At 48.8% G+C, this 15,154-nt stretch carries 15 protein-coding genes; 12 read left to right on the top strand and 3 right to left on the bottom strand.

Annotated elements, in window-relative coordinates; all coding sequences use genetic code 11:
• Positions 1 to 39 precede the first annotated feature (39 nt).
• The 8 genes from ACES2G_RS06495 (at position 40) to ACES2G_RS06530 (ending at position 6,536) form a co-directional block, all read left to right on the top strand.
• Positions 40 to 540 (top strand): OmpH family outer membrane protein, encoded by a 501-nt coding sequence (locus ACES2G_RS06495; RefSeq protein ID WP_347357585.1) that lies wholly within the window; start codon positions 40 to 42, stop codon positions 538 to 540.
• Positions 541 to 662: 122 nt separating this feature from the next.
• Positions 663 to 905 (top strand): hypothetical protein, encoded by a 243-nt coding sequence (locus tag ACES2G_RS06500; RefSeq protein ID WP_374001605.1) that lies wholly within the window; start codon positions 663 to 665, stop codon positions 903 to 905.
• A complete protein-coding gene (lpxA, locus tag ACES2G_RS06505; protein WP_374001606.1) occupies positions 859 to 1,488 on the top strand; it encodes an acyl-ACP--UDP-N-acetylglucosamine O-acyltransferase in 630 nt (209 codons plus the stop codon). Before ACES2G_RS06500 ends, lpxA begins: the two co-directional genes overlap by 47 nt.
• Positions 1,481 to 2,410, top strand: a complete 930-nt coding sequence (locus ACES2G_RS06510) for a Gfo/Idh/MocA family protein (RefSeq protein ID WP_374001607.1) — start codon at positions 1,481 to 1,483, stop codon at positions 2,408 to 2,410. The genes lpxA and ACES2G_RS06510 overlap by 8 nt, the downstream gene beginning before the upstream one ends.
• On the top strand, positions 2,410 to 3,558 hold the full coding sequence (gene lpxB / locus ACES2G_RS06515) for a lipid-A-disaccharide synthase (RefSeq protein ID WP_347357588.1): 1,149 nt from the start codon (positions 2,410 to 2,412) through the stop codon (positions 3,556 to 3,558). The genes ACES2G_RS06510 and lpxB overlap by 1 nt, the downstream gene beginning before the upstream one ends.
• Positions 3,558 to 4,577, top strand: coding sequence for a tetraacyldisaccharide 4'-kinase (gene lpxK / locus ACES2G_RS06520; protein WP_374001608.1), 1,020 nt, complete (start codon positions 3,558 to 3,560; stop codon positions 4,575 to 4,577). Before lpxB ends, lpxK begins: the two co-directional genes overlap by 1 nt.
• Positions 4,549 to 5,433 (top strand): lysophospholipid acyltransferase family protein, encoded by an 885-nt coding sequence (locus tag ACES2G_RS06525; protein WP_347357590.1) that lies wholly within the window; start codon positions 4,549 to 4,551, stop codon positions 5,431 to 5,433. Before lpxK ends, ACES2G_RS06525 begins: the two co-directional genes overlap by 29 nt.
• Positions 5,430 to 6,536: a DUF3108 domain-containing protein gene (locus ACES2G_RS06530; RefSeq protein ID WP_347357591.1), complete on the top strand. Its 1,107-nt coding sequence runs from the start codon at positions 5,430 to 5,432 to the stop codon at positions 6,534 to 6,536. The genes ACES2G_RS06525 and ACES2G_RS06530 overlap by 4 nt, the downstream gene beginning before the upstream one ends.
• Before the next feature lie 42 nt (positions 6,537 to 6,578).
• On the opposite strand, the gene ACES2G_RS06535 is transcribed toward ACES2G_RS06530, so the two are convergent.
• Positions 6,579 to 7,703, bottom strand: coding sequence for a cyclic nucleotide-binding domain-containing protein (locus tag ACES2G_RS06535; RefSeq protein ID WP_374001609.1), 1,125 nt, complete (start codon positions 7,701 to 7,703; stop codon positions 6,579 to 6,581).
• A gap of 258 nt (positions 7,704 to 7,961) precedes the next feature.
• Between ACES2G_RS06535 and ACES2G_RS06540 the strand changes: the two genes are divergently transcribed.
• Together ACES2G_RS06540 and ACES2G_RS06545 are read left to right on the top strand one after the other, a co-directional pair.
• Positions 7,962 to 8,948, top strand: coding sequence for a glycosyltransferase family 9 protein (locus ACES2G_RS06540; RefSeq protein ID WP_374001610.1), 987 nt, complete (start codon positions 7,962 to 7,964; stop codon positions 8,946 to 8,948).
• Positions 8,881 to 9,972: a glycosyltransferase family 9 protein gene (locus tag ACES2G_RS06545; protein ID WP_374001611.1), complete on the top strand. Its 1,092-nt coding sequence runs from the start codon at positions 8,881 to 8,883 to the stop codon at positions 9,970 to 9,972. Before ACES2G_RS06540 ends, ACES2G_RS06545 begins: the two co-directional genes overlap by 68 nt.
• Here the strand turns inward: ACES2G_RS06545 and ACES2G_RS06550 are convergent.
• Together ACES2G_RS06550 and ACES2G_RS06555 are read right to left on the bottom strand one after the other, a co-directional pair.
• On the bottom strand, positions 9,959 to 11,371 hold the full coding sequence (locus ACES2G_RS06550; RefSeq protein WP_347357595.1) for a sigma-54 dependent transcriptional regulator: 1,413 nt from the start codon (positions 11,369 to 11,371) through the stop codon (positions 9,959 to 9,961). The genes ACES2G_RS06545 and ACES2G_RS06550 overlap by 14 nt on opposite strands.
• The gene (locus ACES2G_RS06555) at positions 11,368 to 13,236 is read right to left on the bottom strand and encodes an ATP-binding protein (RefSeq protein ID WP_374001612.1); all 1,869 of its coding nucleotides are present in this window, start codon (positions 13,234 to 13,236) and stop codon (positions 11,368 to 11,370) included. The genes ACES2G_RS06550 and ACES2G_RS06555 overlap by 4 nt, the downstream gene beginning before the upstream one ends.
• Before the next feature lie 128 nt (positions 13,237 to 13,364).
• Here ACES2G_RS06555 and ACES2G_RS06560 point away from each other — a divergent pair, with 128 nt between their 5' ends.
• Together ACES2G_RS06560 and ACES2G_RS06565 are read left to right on the top strand one after the other, a co-directional pair.
• Positions 13,365 to 14,312 (top strand): bifunctional riboflavin kinase/FAD synthetase, encoded by a 948-nt coding sequence (locus ACES2G_RS06560; protein ID WP_347357625.1) that lies wholly within the window; start codon positions 13,365 to 13,367, stop codon positions 14,310 to 14,312.
• Entirely contained in the window at positions 14,290 to 15,126 is an 837-nt protein-coding gene (locus tag ACES2G_RS06565; RefSeq protein WP_347357597.1) for a hypothetical protein, read from the top strand. The genes ACES2G_RS06560 and ACES2G_RS06565 overlap by 23 nt, the downstream gene beginning before the upstream one ends.
• Positions 15,127 to 15,154 lie beyond the last annotated feature (28 nt).

Consider the following 15,154-nt stretch of genomic DNA (forward strand, 5'->3'; position numbering starts at 1 on the left):
TAGTTAAGTTTTAAAAATACCTTTAAGGAGGATTTGGGAATGAAAAAAATGTTGATCGTGCTAAGCATGCTACTGACGGCATCTTTGGCGCAAGCAGAAGCAAAAGTTGGTTTCGTTGATATGCAAAAAGCGATTCAATCCACTTCTGCAGGTAAGAAAGCAAAAACGGAACTTGAGTCTGATTTCAATAAGAAGAAAAAAGAACTTGAGAAAAAAGAAGCTGACTTGAAAAAGATGGGCGAAGACTTGGAAAAGAAAAAGTCTGTTCTTTCTGAAGAAGCTCTTGGTAAAAAACAAGCTGAGTTCCAAGAAGAAATGCTGAAGTACCGTGATGTGGTTGGAAAAAGCCAGATCGAAATTCAGAAAAAAGAGCGTGAGCTGACTGCTCCGATCTTGGAAAAGATGAAAAAAGTGATCTCTAAGTTGGCTAAAGAAAAAGGCTACACTCTGGTGATCGAAAATTCTCAAATGGTTCTTTACGCAACTTCTGATGCAGATTTGACAGAAGAAGTGATCAAGGCCTTTGAAAAAGAAAAGTAGTTGATAAGAAAACGAAAAAGGGGCCTACCAAGGCCCTTTTTTTGATTCGGCTTCGCCGAGGAGGCTGAAGCGTCGGCAGACGCGGAAGCTGGACTTGGCAGCAGTATTAGGGATTATAGACCATGGCAAATTATAAAATTCATCCAAGCAGTATTATTTCTCCAGACATCCAAGTCGCCGACGACGTAGAGATCGGTCCTTACTGTTTGATCCAGGGTAAAGGTTTTATTGGCAAAGGCACGTTCGTTGAGGGCCATGTGACATTGGGTTCACGTCACGGGATTATTGAAATCGGCGAAAACAACCACTTCTGTCCAGGTGCTGTTATCGGGGGGGGCTCCTCAGGATCTTTCCTACAAAGGTGAACCAACCAAATTGATTATCGGCAATAACAATACCTTCCGTGAATTCTCCACCGCCAACCTGGCAACAAGCAAGGGTGACGGGAAAACGGAAATCGGCGACAACGGTTACTTCATGGCGTACACGCACATTGGGCACGACTGCAAAGTTGGAAACAATGTGGTCATTGCCAACAACTCGCATCTGGGTGGTCACTGTGAAATTGAAGACGGTGTGACGATCGGTGGGGTCTGTGCATTTAATCAGTTCACGAAAGTGGGTAAGGGCGCCTTCGTTGCGGGCTCTTCCATTGTGAACAAAGACATTCTTCCATTCTGTCGTGCGCAAGGCACGTATGCGACGATCCGTGCGACCAATAAGATCGGTCTGAGCCGTAAAGGTTACACGCGTGAGGAAGTTGCAAACGTTCATAAAGCAATTCGTATCATCATCATGGGATCTCACACGGTGGAAGAGGGTATCGAGCGCATCCTGCAAGAGTGCACCATGAGCCCGAACATTGAATACTTCATCAATTTCATCAGAAGCTCCAAACGTGGTATTGCCGTTGATAGAAGTCCAAAAGGATGGCAGGACGATGAGTAATCAAAAGCTTCGTGGTGCCGTGGTCGGGGTTGGATACCTGGGTAAATTCCATGCTCAGAAATACAAAAACAATCCGAATGTGGAGTTGGTGGGGGTCTGTGACCATTTCCCGGCTCAGGCGGACAAAATTGCCCTGGAATTGGGAGTCAAAAGCTTCCACAAACCGCAGGATCTGATTGGTCATGTGGATTTGGTGACGATCGCGGCAAGTACATTGAGCCATTTTGAACTGGCGAAAATGTTCCTGGAAAACGGCATTCACGTGAACGTGGAAAAGCCGATCACTGCCACTGTGGCACAGGCGGAAGAGCTTTTGGCTTTGGCGCAGGCGAAGAACTTGAAAGTGGCCGTGGGGCATATCGAAAGATTCAATCCGGCCATCAATGATCTGCAAAAGCATCTTAAGAATCCAAAGTTCATCGAGCTGACTCGTTTTGCACCTTACAATAAGCGTGGTTCGGATGTCAGTGTGCTGCATGATCTGATGATCCACGATATGGATCTGCTGTTCTGGCTGACGGGTTCTGAGATTGAATCCATGACTGGAACCGGAACCAAACTTATCTCCAAAGAGCTGGATACAGCCTCTGTGTCGTTCAAAATGAAAAACGGCATGCAGGTGATGATCAATGTCAGCCGGGTGGCTCCGGTGGCACAACGATCCATTCGTGTGTTGCAGGATGGCTGCACGCTGTTTGCCCAGACGGGCACTATGGAACTCGAAAAAGTGGTTCCAGGGCCGGGCGGTGATGAGTTTTTGACTGTCACGAAATGGAGCGTTGAAAAAGCCGATGCCCTGCAAAGGGAAACGGACGCTTTCATCGACTGTGTCTTGAATAACAAACAACCTGTCGTCACAGGTCTGGATGGGTTGAAAGCTCTGAAGGCCATTGAAGACGTGCGAAGAATGATTGAGGGTTGATGGATCAGGTCTTGATGGTGGCGGCGGAAGCCTCCAGCGTAACGTATGCTCAAAGAATTCTGGAATCCTGGAAGAAGCAGGGACGTAAAGTTCATGCGTTTGGAGTGGGCAGTCAGGATATGGAAGACATCGGATTTGAACGATTGGGCAAGTCCGAAGAAATGGCTGTCGTTGGCGCCGCTGAAATTATCAGTGCCTACAGTCACCTGAAAGGTGTTTTTGACAGTCTGGTGGCGGAAGCTGAAAAGCGCCGTCCGAAAGTGGCCATTGTGATGGACTATCCGGAGTTCAACCTGATGCTGGCAAAAAAACTGCACGCCTTGGGTATTCCGGTTGTTTATTATATTTCTCCGCAGGTCTGGGCATGGCGTAAGGGCCGTGTGAAGACGATCAAAAAGTACTGTCAAAAAGTTTTTGTCCTGTTCCCGTTTGAAGTGCCCTTCTATGAAGAGCATGGTGTGCCATGTGACTTCGTCGGACATCCCTTGTTGGATGAATTGGACGAGCGCTTGATCGACGATAAAAACTATCTGAAAACTCATCGCAACCAATGTGGTATTCGCGATGATGAAATCGTTCTGGGCTTGATGCCGGGAAGTCGTCGTTTGGAAGTGAAGCAGCACTTCCAAATCCAGTTGGATACGGCTCGTATCTTGTCGAAAAAATTCCCGAATCTGAAGATTCTTATTTTAACCGCGCCGACCTTCAGCAAAGAATACATGCAGGATTTGTTGGAAGATTTCCGTCTTCCATACATGCTTTTAAAAGACGAACCTTTCCGCATGATTCATTTGGTGGATATGATGTTGGTGGCTTCTGGGACGGCGACTTTGCAGGTGGGCTTGCTGAAAAAGCCGATGGTCATCATGTATAAAATGAAATGGCTGACCGGAGTTTTTGCAAAGCTCTTCGTGCGTGGGACCAAGTATTTTGGCCTGGTAAATCTGATTTTGAACAAACAGGCCGTGCCTGAAAGATTCCAATCCGAAGTGACACCTGAACATCTGGCGGCTTTGCTGGAACGCTATATCGTGGACAAGCAGTATCACGATTCTGTGGTGTCTGAGCTAGGACAGCTTCGTCAATATCTCGGCGACAAAGGGGCCACTCAGCGAGTGGTGAAGGCCCTTGATGAGTATTTCACCTGATGAGATTTTATCTTCGTCCACTTTCTTTTCTGTATGACCAGGTCGTAGGGGTAAAGAACAACCTCTACGATAAAGGTGTGATCGGGGCTTATAAGGCTCCCGTACCTGTGGTGAGTATCGGAAATCTGACAGTGGGTGGAACCGGAAAAACACCAATCACGGATTTCTGTCTCAAAGAGCTGGTGGCCCAGGGGAAAAAAGTGGCGGTGATCAGCCGTTCTTACCGGGCGGATGCCTCTTCACCTTGTTTGGTGGATGTGGATCATCCCTTTGCTGCTCGTTATTTCGGTGATGAGCCGGTCTTGTTGGCGCAAGCCAATCCTCAAGTGTCTGTGTATGTCGGCCCCAGCAAATGGCGAACGGCCAAGTACGCTGTTGAAAAAGGCCAGTACGATCTTCTGATTGTGGATGATGGTTTTCAGCACCGCCGCTTGGCGCGTGATCTGAATATCGTGATTTTGGATGCGACTGAAAGTCTTGCCAATTACGAAGTTCTTCCCGAAGGACGAGCCCGTGAATCCTGGCAGGGGATTGGGCGTGCGGATGTTCTGATTCTTTCCAAATGCAATCTGGCACCGGAAGAACAGTTAAAGCAACTGGAAGCCCGTCTGCCTAAAGATAAAGAAATTCTTTACTTCGGTTACGAGATTCAGCAGTGCCGCAATCAAAAGACTCAAGCCACGGTGTCGCGCGCGGATCTTAAAGGAAAGAAACTTTTCCTGGTTTCAGCTATTGCCCGTCCGGACGTGTTTGAAAAAATGATGGGGGAGCTTGGGGAGGTGTCGCCAATGAGCAGGCATTTCCGCGACCATCATCAGTACACGGCCGACGACGTGAAAAACCTGGAAACTCAGTTTAAAAAATCCCAGGCCGATTATTTGATCTCTACCGAAAAGGATGCGGTCAAGTTGCGCCAGTTGTTCAATGATGCTTCTTTGCTGTGGAGTGCCTCTTTGGAGGTCGCGGAAGTGGGCAAGAAGGGACGTCTTCATGAAATTATTAATCAAGTTCTTCGTTAGTGTGATGGTTTTCTTCAGCTCTTTGATTCCGCGCCAGTGGTTGCGCAAATCCGGGTCCTGGGTGGGCTTTTTGTGGTTTGATGTCTTCGGTTTCCGTAAAAAGATTGTGTTGGATAATCTGGATATCGCTTTCCCGGAAAAGACTGCGAAAGAAAAAAAGAAAATCGGCCGCGAGTCGGTTTATCAGTTAGGATATAATTTTGCGGAATTCTTCTTCATTCCTTCGGTCACGCAAGAATGGATTCAGAAGAACGTGGTCTTTCATGGGTGGGAAAATATTGAAAAGGCCCGGGCTCAAGGCAAGGGGATGTTCTTTTTGACACTTCATTTGGGAAACGGGGACCTGGCCTCCAATGCTATCGTGATAAACGGGCAGGACGTCAATATCATCACCAAAAGATTCAAAACAAAATGGTTTGATGATCTGTGGTTCTCGGTGCGAGGAGCAAAAGGTGTGAAATACATCGATGCCCACGCTCCCAACAACGCCTTTGAAATTCTGAAAGCTTTGAAAAGAAACGAAGCCCTGGTTTTTGTTCTGGATCAGTTTATGGGTCGCCCTTTTGGGATTGAGACCACCTTTTTTGGCAAGAAAACAGGCACAGCCTATGGTCTAGCTTTGTTTGTGCAAAAAACCAAAGCCCCCGTGCTTCCTATCTATACCTATGAGGGGGAAGATAAGAAACTTCATGTCGTTGTCGAGCCAGCGATAGACACGGCCTCCTGTGTGACTGATGATAAGGATCAGACGACTCTCAATATGACTCAAACGTTCAGTGATAAGCTTGAGCAGATTGTGAGAAAGCACCCTGAACAATGGATGTGGGTGCATCGACGTTGGAAGGATTTCCGGTGAATTTTAAACTGCTTCTTGGTGCTTTGACTTCAGCTTTGTTGTTTTCAGCTTGTTCGACTTCGTTCTTGAAGTACGAGAAGGCAGATCAGCTCAAAAAGAATGAAGAGTTCGAAGAGGCTGTTAAGATTGTCAAACAACCAGAGAAAGCCGAAGAGCCTTCCGCGCCTGCTCCGACTGCGGAAAAGACCGAGCCCGCCAAAGCGGTTAGCAGCTCGGCTCCAGCAAAAACGACAGTAAAAGCTCCGGCAAAACCGGCGGCTGCCGTCAAAGCTGCAACCCCAGCAAAGAAAACTGACAAAGCTAAGGGAAAGAAGATGGAAGAAAAATCCAACGCTTCTGATGTGGCCGTCAGACAACCGGAATTGGAAGACTCCACTGGTTTTAACGGACGTCGTCCGATTTTAGACCCCTTCCGTGAAGGCGAAGAAGTCGTGCATGACGTGCATTACTTCAAGGTCTCTGCCGGAGAACTGCGCATGAAGGTCGAACCTTTTGCGACAGTGAACAGTCGCAAGGCTTATACCTTTGCTGTCGAAATCAAAACCAGCTCTTTGTTTTCGACCTTTTACAGTGTCGAAGATCGTGTTGAGACCTTTGTGGATTTTGAAGATCTGGTACCACGAGTGTTCCAGTTGCACGTCAAAGAATCCGGTCAGTTGAGAGAAGCAAAAATGCTGTTTGATACTGACAAGGGCGTGGCCACTTTCTGGGAAAAGAAAGTGACGAAAGAAGACGGCGAAAAAGAGAAAAAAGAAACCTGGGATATTCTGCCCTACACTCAGAACGTCTATAGCGCGATTTTCTATATGCGAAACTTCCAGTGGGAAACGGGGAAAGAGTATTCATTCCGCGTTGGGAACGACAAAGAAAACCTGGTGTTTTCCGGCAAGGCCATCCGCCGCGAAGTTTTGGAAACAAAGCTAGGGCCGATGAAGGCAATTGTGGTTCAGCCTAATATCACTCTTAAAGGAAAATTCAAACCTATCGGGGACAACTTCATCTGGTTGTCGGATGATGATCGCAGGTACATCCTGAGAATCGAATCCAAAATTAAAATCGGAACACTCATCTCCGAAGTCGTCGAAATCAAGCCCGGCCGCTGAAAACGGCCCATCTCCTTCGTTGTGCTGCGGGGGAATTTCCTTTTAGCGTTGTTGGTCGGCTTGCAGACGTTGGGCGGCGAGGGTTTCGATTTCTTTTGCCAGGAACAGGTTTTGAGACAGCACTCGATAGAAATCTTTTTGTTGGATTTCAAGCAGAACCGTTTCATGTTGAGTTGTCGCGCTGGCGGTGCGCTGACCACCGCTCATAAGCAGCGAAATTTCCCCAAAGCAGGCACCCTGTCCCATCACGTTGATGTTTCGTCCTTGCTGACTGATCACGACGCTACCTTGAACCACTATGTAGCAGGTATTCGCCGGTTGGCCTTCATTGAACAGCCTTTGATGGGCAGGAGCCTTCACCAGGCGGCCTGAGAAAATCAAACTGTCCAGACAGTCGCCCGGAAGTTTTTTAAATACATTCGAGGACTGCAGGGCCTGCAAAATCCAGAAGCGATGTTGCAGGCTTTGCGCTTTTTCGGTTTTAATCAGCTGATCAAACTCCGGCAGGTGACGCACGCGCAGGATCTCGCAGGGGGTCAAGGTGATCACATCAGCGGTGCGCGGTTGATTCAGCAAGAACCCACTTTCACCGAATAATGCTCCAGCCTCCAGGGCTGCCACCAACTGCCGATGTTGGGCATCCATCACACGATAGATTCCAGCCTGACCTTTCAGAAGGATAAAAAGATCACGATCGTTCTTGCCGGACTGGATGACTTTGATGTGGGCCGGAACTTGGAAGCGTTCGGCCTTTTGTAAAAGGAACTGCGCCAGGTCTGCATCCAAAGAACGAAAGAATGGAAGGCTTTGAGGGGACACCGAAGGGCCACCTGAGACTTGTGGTCCCAAGCCAGAACCTGCCGCCTGGGCTTGCGCCGCCGCTTTGCTGAAATAATCGCGAATCACCGGGTTTAGCAGAATTCCTTCATGAACCAGAAACTCCAGCAGGGCAGAGAGTTCCCGGAAGTTGACCAACCACCCCTGGCCCAGAAAGAACTGCACTAAGCCTTCGACCGAAGTTCCATTCTTCAAAATATCGAGATAGGAATACTGCAAAGGACTCAGGCGAAAGCTTTTTCGGGTGGGAAGAACAGTCACCAGTCCGCCGTCAGAAGCGGGTTGCAGTTGAAGAGGCTGAAGCTGGACCTGTTCTTTTTCAAATCTCATAAAATGATTCTGGCATTCAAAGGCTGACAATACAAAGGTCTTAAATGCAGGGCTGGACCTGTGCGCCGCTTTCACCTGACATAGAATCAGAATATGGCCATTGTGGATTGTCGATATTTCTCAGGTTATAAACCATGCTCAAAAAGTGCGTCCTGCAACGCCAGTTGCCAGCATAAAGACATTCCATCGCTTTCAATTTTAATTGTTCACTTAGGTGCTCTGGGGGCGGTGGTTCGTAGCACCAGTTTATTGCGGGCCATGAAACGTAAGTATCCGTCTTCCATGATCACCTGGGTTACGGATGCACCAGCTCATCATCTTTTAAAGAATCATCCTGCGATTGATCGGGTGTTGACGACCAGCGAAGCGGATCTGTTGCAACTGTCCTCTTTGGATTTCGAAATCGGCTTTGTCGTTGATAAATCTTTAAAGGCCTGTGGAGTGGTGAGTCGAACAAAGGTGGATCAGCTTTTCGGTTTCAAGGTTCAAGGCCGCAATGGCGCTATTGTTCCGGCGACAAAAGCGGCGACCGAACTTTGGGAGCTGGGTCTTGATGATCACAAAAAGTTTTTCGTGAATCAAAAACCCGAAACGCAGTTGATGGTTGAAGCTTTGGAAATTGGCCCCTATCGCCGGGACGAATATTGGCTGCCATTGACCGCCACCGAAGAAAAGAGTGCGTACAGTCGTCGTTCCGAATGGCTGTCGCTGAATAACAGGCAAATCATCATTGGTCTGAACACGGGTTGCAGTAATGTGATTGCAGCAAAAAAGTGGACAGTCGAATATCACCGCCAGGTGATAGCAAGAATTCTTAAGGAGCTTCCGCAAGCAGAGATTGTCCTGTTGGGCGGCCCCGAAGATACTGAACGCAATCAGAGAATTTCTCAAGGTCTGCCGGTGATTTCTTCCGCGACAGAGTCAGGTTTGCGTGATGGCTTGGTCAGTGTGGCGGCCTGCGATGTTATCGTGACGGGCGACAGCTTGGGTATGCACATGGCCATCTCTCAAAAAAAACAAGTTATCGCCTGGTTTGGTCCAACCTGTGCTCACGAAATTGATATCTATGACAGAGGATTTAAGCTTCTGGCGCAAAGCCCTTGCAGTCCATGCTGGAAGAGGACTTGTGAAAAGTCGATTATGTGCTACGATCAGGTCTCTTTAGAGGAAGTTCTTAATGCCCTTAAATCTTGTTGTGCAAACCGCCTTTCTGGGCGACTTACTGCTGTCGATCCCGCTCCTTAAGAAGTGTCGGGCCCTGTGGCCTGAGCACAAATTGGGATTGGTATGTCGTAAAGGTTTGGGCGATTTCTTTCTGAAAGCGGGCATTGTCGATCAGATTTATGAAATCGAAAAAGGCAAAAAAGACACTTACAGTCATATTCTGCAGCTGCTTAAAACAGAACAAGTAGATCACCTGATTTCCCCGCATGAGTCCGTGCGCACAGTTTTGTTCTGCGCGCAGATCAAAGCTCAACATAAGATCTCTTATAAAAACGCCTGGAACTTTTTTGTCTTTGATGAACGGGTAGTGCGTGATGTGCGCTTACCAGATGCGATGAGACAACTGAGTCTGTTGACACCTTTCGATGCTGAGCTGGAAAACAATCTAAAGAACTATATCCAAACGGCCAAACCCTATCTGCCTTCCGAGCAAGGACAGCTGTCGGCGCCTCCGGTATGGGCCTCCATGTCTCAGCGTGCGCAGGTGTTGAAGCATCAAGAACTCTTTGAGCAGTTAAAGAATAAATTCAAGCTGGAAGGCTTCGAGGACGGTAAGGCCATTCTGATTTTCCCGGGCAGTGTGTGGGCCACCAAACGCTGGACGGAAGAGGGCTTTGTTGGCACAGGTAAGGCCTTGCAACAGCAAGGTTATAAAATCTATGTCATGGGCGGGCCTGGGGAAGAAACCCTGGCAGAACGAGTTGCTGATCAGATTCCGGGCTCGGCATCCCTGGCGGGCAAAACCAAGATCATCGAGTCGGCACAATTGATTGCGCGAGCGGCTTTATTGATCGGCAATGACAGTGCATCGACACATTTAGCAGCGGTCTGTGAAACGCCTTTGATTGCGGTGTTTGGTCCGACGATTCTGGAGTTTGGCTATCGTCCTTGGTCTGCGGAAAGCTACGTTGTACAAAAAAGTGAGCTTCGTTGTCGACCTTGCGGCAAGCACGGCCACAAGGTCTGTCCGATTAAAACCCATGTATGCATGAAGGACATCCCGGCAGAGGAAGTCCTTCGCGCTGCCGGATTTATTCTTCGTTAGTATATTCCTTCACGTTGATGCCGTACTTACGGATTTTTCTCAGCAATGTGTTCTTTGGAATATTCGCCTGTGCGACTGTCTGATTGATTCGACCGTTGTTGGCTTTCAAAGCGCTGATGATAAATTCCTTTTCCATCTCTTCCTTGAAGGCGTCAAAGTCCAAAGGACCTGAATAGCCCACGCTGGCGGTTTTATCTGCGCCCTCTTTCGGAGCCAGCTTGATAGAATCCGGCAGGGAATCCACGGTGATCTGGTGGCTGTTTTCCACAATAAACGAACGTTCAATGATGTTTTCCAATTCACGAATGTTCCCCGGCCAGCGATAGGACTTCAGCATGTCCAAAGCTTCCGAAGTGATGCTGGTGATCTGACGACCATGTTGTTTGGAGAATTTTTTAATAAAGTTGCCAGCCAAAGCCTCGATGTCATCCGCACGTTCGCGCAAAGGCGGCAGGAAGATAGGCATTACGTTCAGGCGATAGAACAAGTCTTCGCGGAACTCACCCTCTTCCATCATCTTTTCCAGATTGCGGTTGGTGGCGGCAATGATACGAGTTGTGGTTTTTACCTCGCGGTTGCTGCCCACCGGGGTGAATTTACGCTCTTGCAGGACGCGCAGAAGTTTCACCTGCATATCCGGGCGAAGTTCACCGATTTCATCCAGGAACAAAGTTCCGTTGTTAGCCAACTGGAATTTTCCGATCTTTCTTTCTACCGCTCCGGTGAAAGCACCTTTTTCGTGACCGAACAGTTCGCTTTCCATCAAGCTTTCGGGGATAGCACCGCAGTTGATCGCTACAAAGGCCCCGGACTTGCGAGGGGAGTTGAAGTGGATGGCACGTGCCACCAGCTCTTTACCCGTTCCGTTTTCACCACGTACTAGAACTGTGGTATCCACTTTGCACAGGCGATAGATCAGGTTGAAGACCTCTTTCATTTTAGAGGAACCGCCGACGATCTCGCTTTCGATATCGTCATCAAAAACCGGATTGGACATGGCAAGGCTTGAAATCAGGTCGCGGGCTTCCAGGCATTTACGTACGATTTCAGTCAGGCGCTGCGGTTGAACTGGTTTTTCAACATAGTCATAAGCACCTTCTTTGATCGCGATAACCGCATCATTCAGATTCGAATGTGCCGTCATCAAAACCACAAACGTGCGGGGATCGTGTTCTTTGATGGCGGTCAGGGCCTCAAGACCATTCATTTCCGGCATCTTTACATCCATCAGAACCAGATCCCACTGTTGTTCTTTCACTTTCTCGAAGGCTTCGCGGCCGGTAGCCGCTTCTTCAACGGTGAACTCGATTTCCGGCATCGTGGACTTCAGGATGGAAATTACTGAACGGCGCAGTTCCGCCTCGTCATCGACAATCAGTGTGTGGAGTTTTGTCATCATAGCAGCACCTCATCTTCTTCAGATTCCAGCGGCAAAGTGAAAGAAACCGTGGTGCCTTGGCCCACTTTACTTTCCATCAAAACTTTACCGCCGTGGAGTTCAATAAAATATTTAACCAGATAAAGACCCAGCCCCGTTCCTTTGGTGCGCAGATCCTGATCGCTTCCGCGAGTGAACTTACCCCAGACTTTTTCCATGTCTTCAGGTTTGATTCCCTCTCCGGTATCTTTGACCAGAACATGAATGTCCTCTTCGGATTCATGGGAAATCACTTCGATCTGACCGCCGCGAGGCGTGTACTTGATCGCATTTTCAATCAGATTGATAACAACTTCTTTCAGTAGCGTGGTGTCGAATTCGGCCGAGAACATCGGCTCCAGCGCAGTGTGGATTTCAATACCACGTTCGCGCGCCAACGGACGCAGATGCTGCAAAGCCTCTTCGATGATCTCGTTGATGTCGGCCACTTCTTTGTTGATCTTGAAGTCCCGGGATTCCACACGCAAAACCTTCAGGATGGACTGGATATAACGGTTCAGCTCATCACTGAACAGACGCAAAGATTTTAAATCCTGTCCCAGTTCTTCTTCCTGCGAGTGCTGAGTCAGCAGTCGATCCACGATGGCCTGAATCTTCGCAATAGGGGTCTTTAAGTCGTGGGAAATCAAGCTCACAAAGTTGTTTTTAAGCTGTTCCAGCTCGGCCAGATATTCTTGTTCCTGTTGCAGGCGGAAGTTCTGTCGTTCGATCTTCGTGGCTTGATAGCCGATGAAGATGATCCAGCTTGTTCCCAGCAGAATGAACGGAGAAAAGGCCGGGGACCAGAAATAGAAACTGTCAAACACCCACGCTGACAAGGCCGCCAGCAAGGTCCCGATCCACACAATACAGAACAGGGCCACTGATTGCGGATAGGTGGTGATGACAAAGACTGCCAGCAGCATCAGGATAAAGAATCCGGCGGCATACCAGATAAAGGGCAGGCGTTGAATCCATTTGTTGCCCAGAACAGTGTCGGTGATATGTGCCAGGATTTCAGTGCGCGACAAGGTCCCCATAGGTGTCATATAGACGGGTGCTGCCGATGTTTCTGCACCGATCAAAATGATCTTGTCGGTGAAGGCATTGGCGGGAAGCTCATCATAGATGATCTCGCTCAAAGTATATTGCTTAAAGACCCGGCTTGAGCCGCGATAGTTGATCGGAAGACCAGCCAGCTGGGTCGGGAACTTCTTGCCCGTGATTTTTTCCACCAGATGTGGCATCTCGGCTCTTTGCGGGAAGACCCGGCGCACGACACCGTCTTCATCCCGACGCACTTCATTGCTTCCCAGGTTGGAGTGTTCGCGATTGGTGAATACCGGCATCAGAATGCGTTCCAGGGAATTGGTGGTGGACGCCCAAACCACGCGAGGGTCCAGGAACAGGCGTTGCTCCTCGGGAGTCATCCGCACGGTGCCGACGTTGTCACCGAAGTAAAGAGTCACGCCAACAGACTTGGGGTTCTGGCGAAGAATGCGTAAAAGCAATTCGGACCACAGTGGCTTGTTCCAGAAAAAGCTGTCGGTGATGTCCGTCACTTCGCTCATGTTGTCCAGGAAGTTGGTGCGCGAATCGTAGATCATCGAGAAGTCCGACTGACGAATCGTGATCAAAACAATCTGTGAAGAGGTCTTTTGGTCACCACGCAGTTGGAAGCGCTGGTCGTAAGACGTGATTTCGTCATTGGACAGTGCCAGACAGCCGATCAGCCAGCACAAGATGCAACGAAGCCAAAAACCCCGGCGTCGGGAGAAGAAACGAAGCAGGACTTCGAGTCGGAATTTAAGATGCTGAATTAGGTCCTTTTGCACGCGTCGCAACATAGCAAATTTATTAAAAAATTCAAGGTTTAACCGGGATGTGAACGAAGTATTTGAAGGGTCGGGGCAAGGGTCCCAGAAGGCGGCAAAACGATTTACCGGATGGAGGGGATGGGGGTATATTGAAAAATATGCATGTTTATCAAGGAGCCAAACACCTAAGTGCGCCTTTGGCCGCTTCTGTTGTCACTATAGGGAATTTTGATGGGGTCCATTTGGGCCATCAGCAACTTATCGAGAATGTCGTTCGCGAAGCTCAGTATTTCGGTGTTCCCTCGGTGGTCTATACATTTCACCCTCACCCTGTGAAGGTTCTTCACCCTGAACGGGCAACCTATCGCCTTTTTGATCTGAAGGATCAGCAGGAACAGTTTGAAAAAAGAGGTGTTGAAAACGTCATTATCGAAGAGTTCACCAAGGACTTTGCCAAAGTGACGCCTCAAGAGTTTTTGGATCAGTACATTCTTGCACAGCTTCACCCAAAAACGCTGGTCGTGGGGCATGATTTTAATTTCGGTGCGGATCGGGCTGGTAACATTCCTTTTCTGGAAAAGTACTGTGCGGAAAAAGGCATTTGTTTGATCATCATTCCTCCTTTTCAGTTGGCAGGCCAAGTGGTGTCATCGACGCGCATTCGCGAATATCTGAAAAACGGCGAGGTCGGGAAAGCCAATGAACTTTTGGGGCGCACCTACTATGTGCGTGGCCATGTTGAAAAAGGCTTCCAGCGGGGACGCACTATCGGGGTGCCCACGGCCAACATTCATCCTGATGTCGAATTTGTGCCTCGTCAGGGAGTGTATTGCACACTGACTCGCATTGGGTCGCACATGCATCCGTCGATCACGAATATTGGGGTGAATCCAACCTTCCATGAAAATGGCAAGGGGCCTGTCAAGATTGAAACTCACTTGTTTGATTTCGATGCTCATCTTTATGGTGTGGAGGTCGAGGTTTATCTGAAGCACTTCCTGCGCGACGAAAGAAAATTCTCGGGCATCGAAGAACTGAAAAATCAAATTCACCTTGATATGGCTCAAGCCAGAAAGTACTTCGATGAGCACCCTCAGAATACATGAGATTCGCACTTCAGGAACTCACGGTCAGTTGGTCGGATTCCTGCAACATCTTTCAGCGGAAAAAGGCTGGGGTTGGGACTTTGCGATCTTCACCGAGTTTTCAGAAGAATCCCTGCGGGGCGCGGACGCAGTCAAAGTGGAGCCTAAGCTGTCTTCGGCTATTTTGCCGACGATGAAGGTTTCCACCACGCAAGTGCGTTCGGTGGATGTTTTGGATTCCTTCTTTCTTGAAGATGGATCCTGGTATCCCCGGGTGTTGTTGCACGAGGCTTTACGTCAGGTGTTGGTGGCGCAGGCCCGGGATTTGGATATCCGGGCTCCGGCTTTTGTTGTTGGGCATGCGGAAGAAGCTCGTGTTGTGGCCTCTGTCTTGGCCTTGATGGGTATCAGTGATATTTATCTGGTGGGCGAACGTGACGGACTGGCAGAGCACCAGCAGGCTCTGCAGCGCTCACATCTGGGGATCCGTTTTCATGCCTTGCCGACAGATGAACTGACGATGCAGGCGGTAAGTGCGGGAATCGTCGTGAATACAGTGGATCTTTCAACGCAACAGGCTTTGTTGGCCGATCTGTCTTACTTCAATTATATGAATGGAACGGGGTATGCTCTGGATTTGAATCTTCTGCCGCTGCAGAATCTTCTTTTGGAAGAAGCTGAAAAGGCAGATCTGCGGGTTTTGCATCCGATTCTTGTGGCTGAAGCTTTGACCTTGTTGTGGTTGCAGCGCCTAAAACCAGACCATGACCTAAGTAGGGAAGAGATTCACGACAGGTGGAATCAGTTTTTGAAACAAAACTCTCCCTCCGTCTAGTTACAAAAAATGGCACCCTGGAGTAAAT

Origin of the sequence: Bdellovibrio bacteriovorus, from assembly GCF_041888015.1 — a bacterium.
Taxonomy (GTDB): Bacteria; Bdellovibrionota; Bdellovibrionia; order Bdellovibrionales; family Bdellovibrionaceae; genus Bdellovibrio.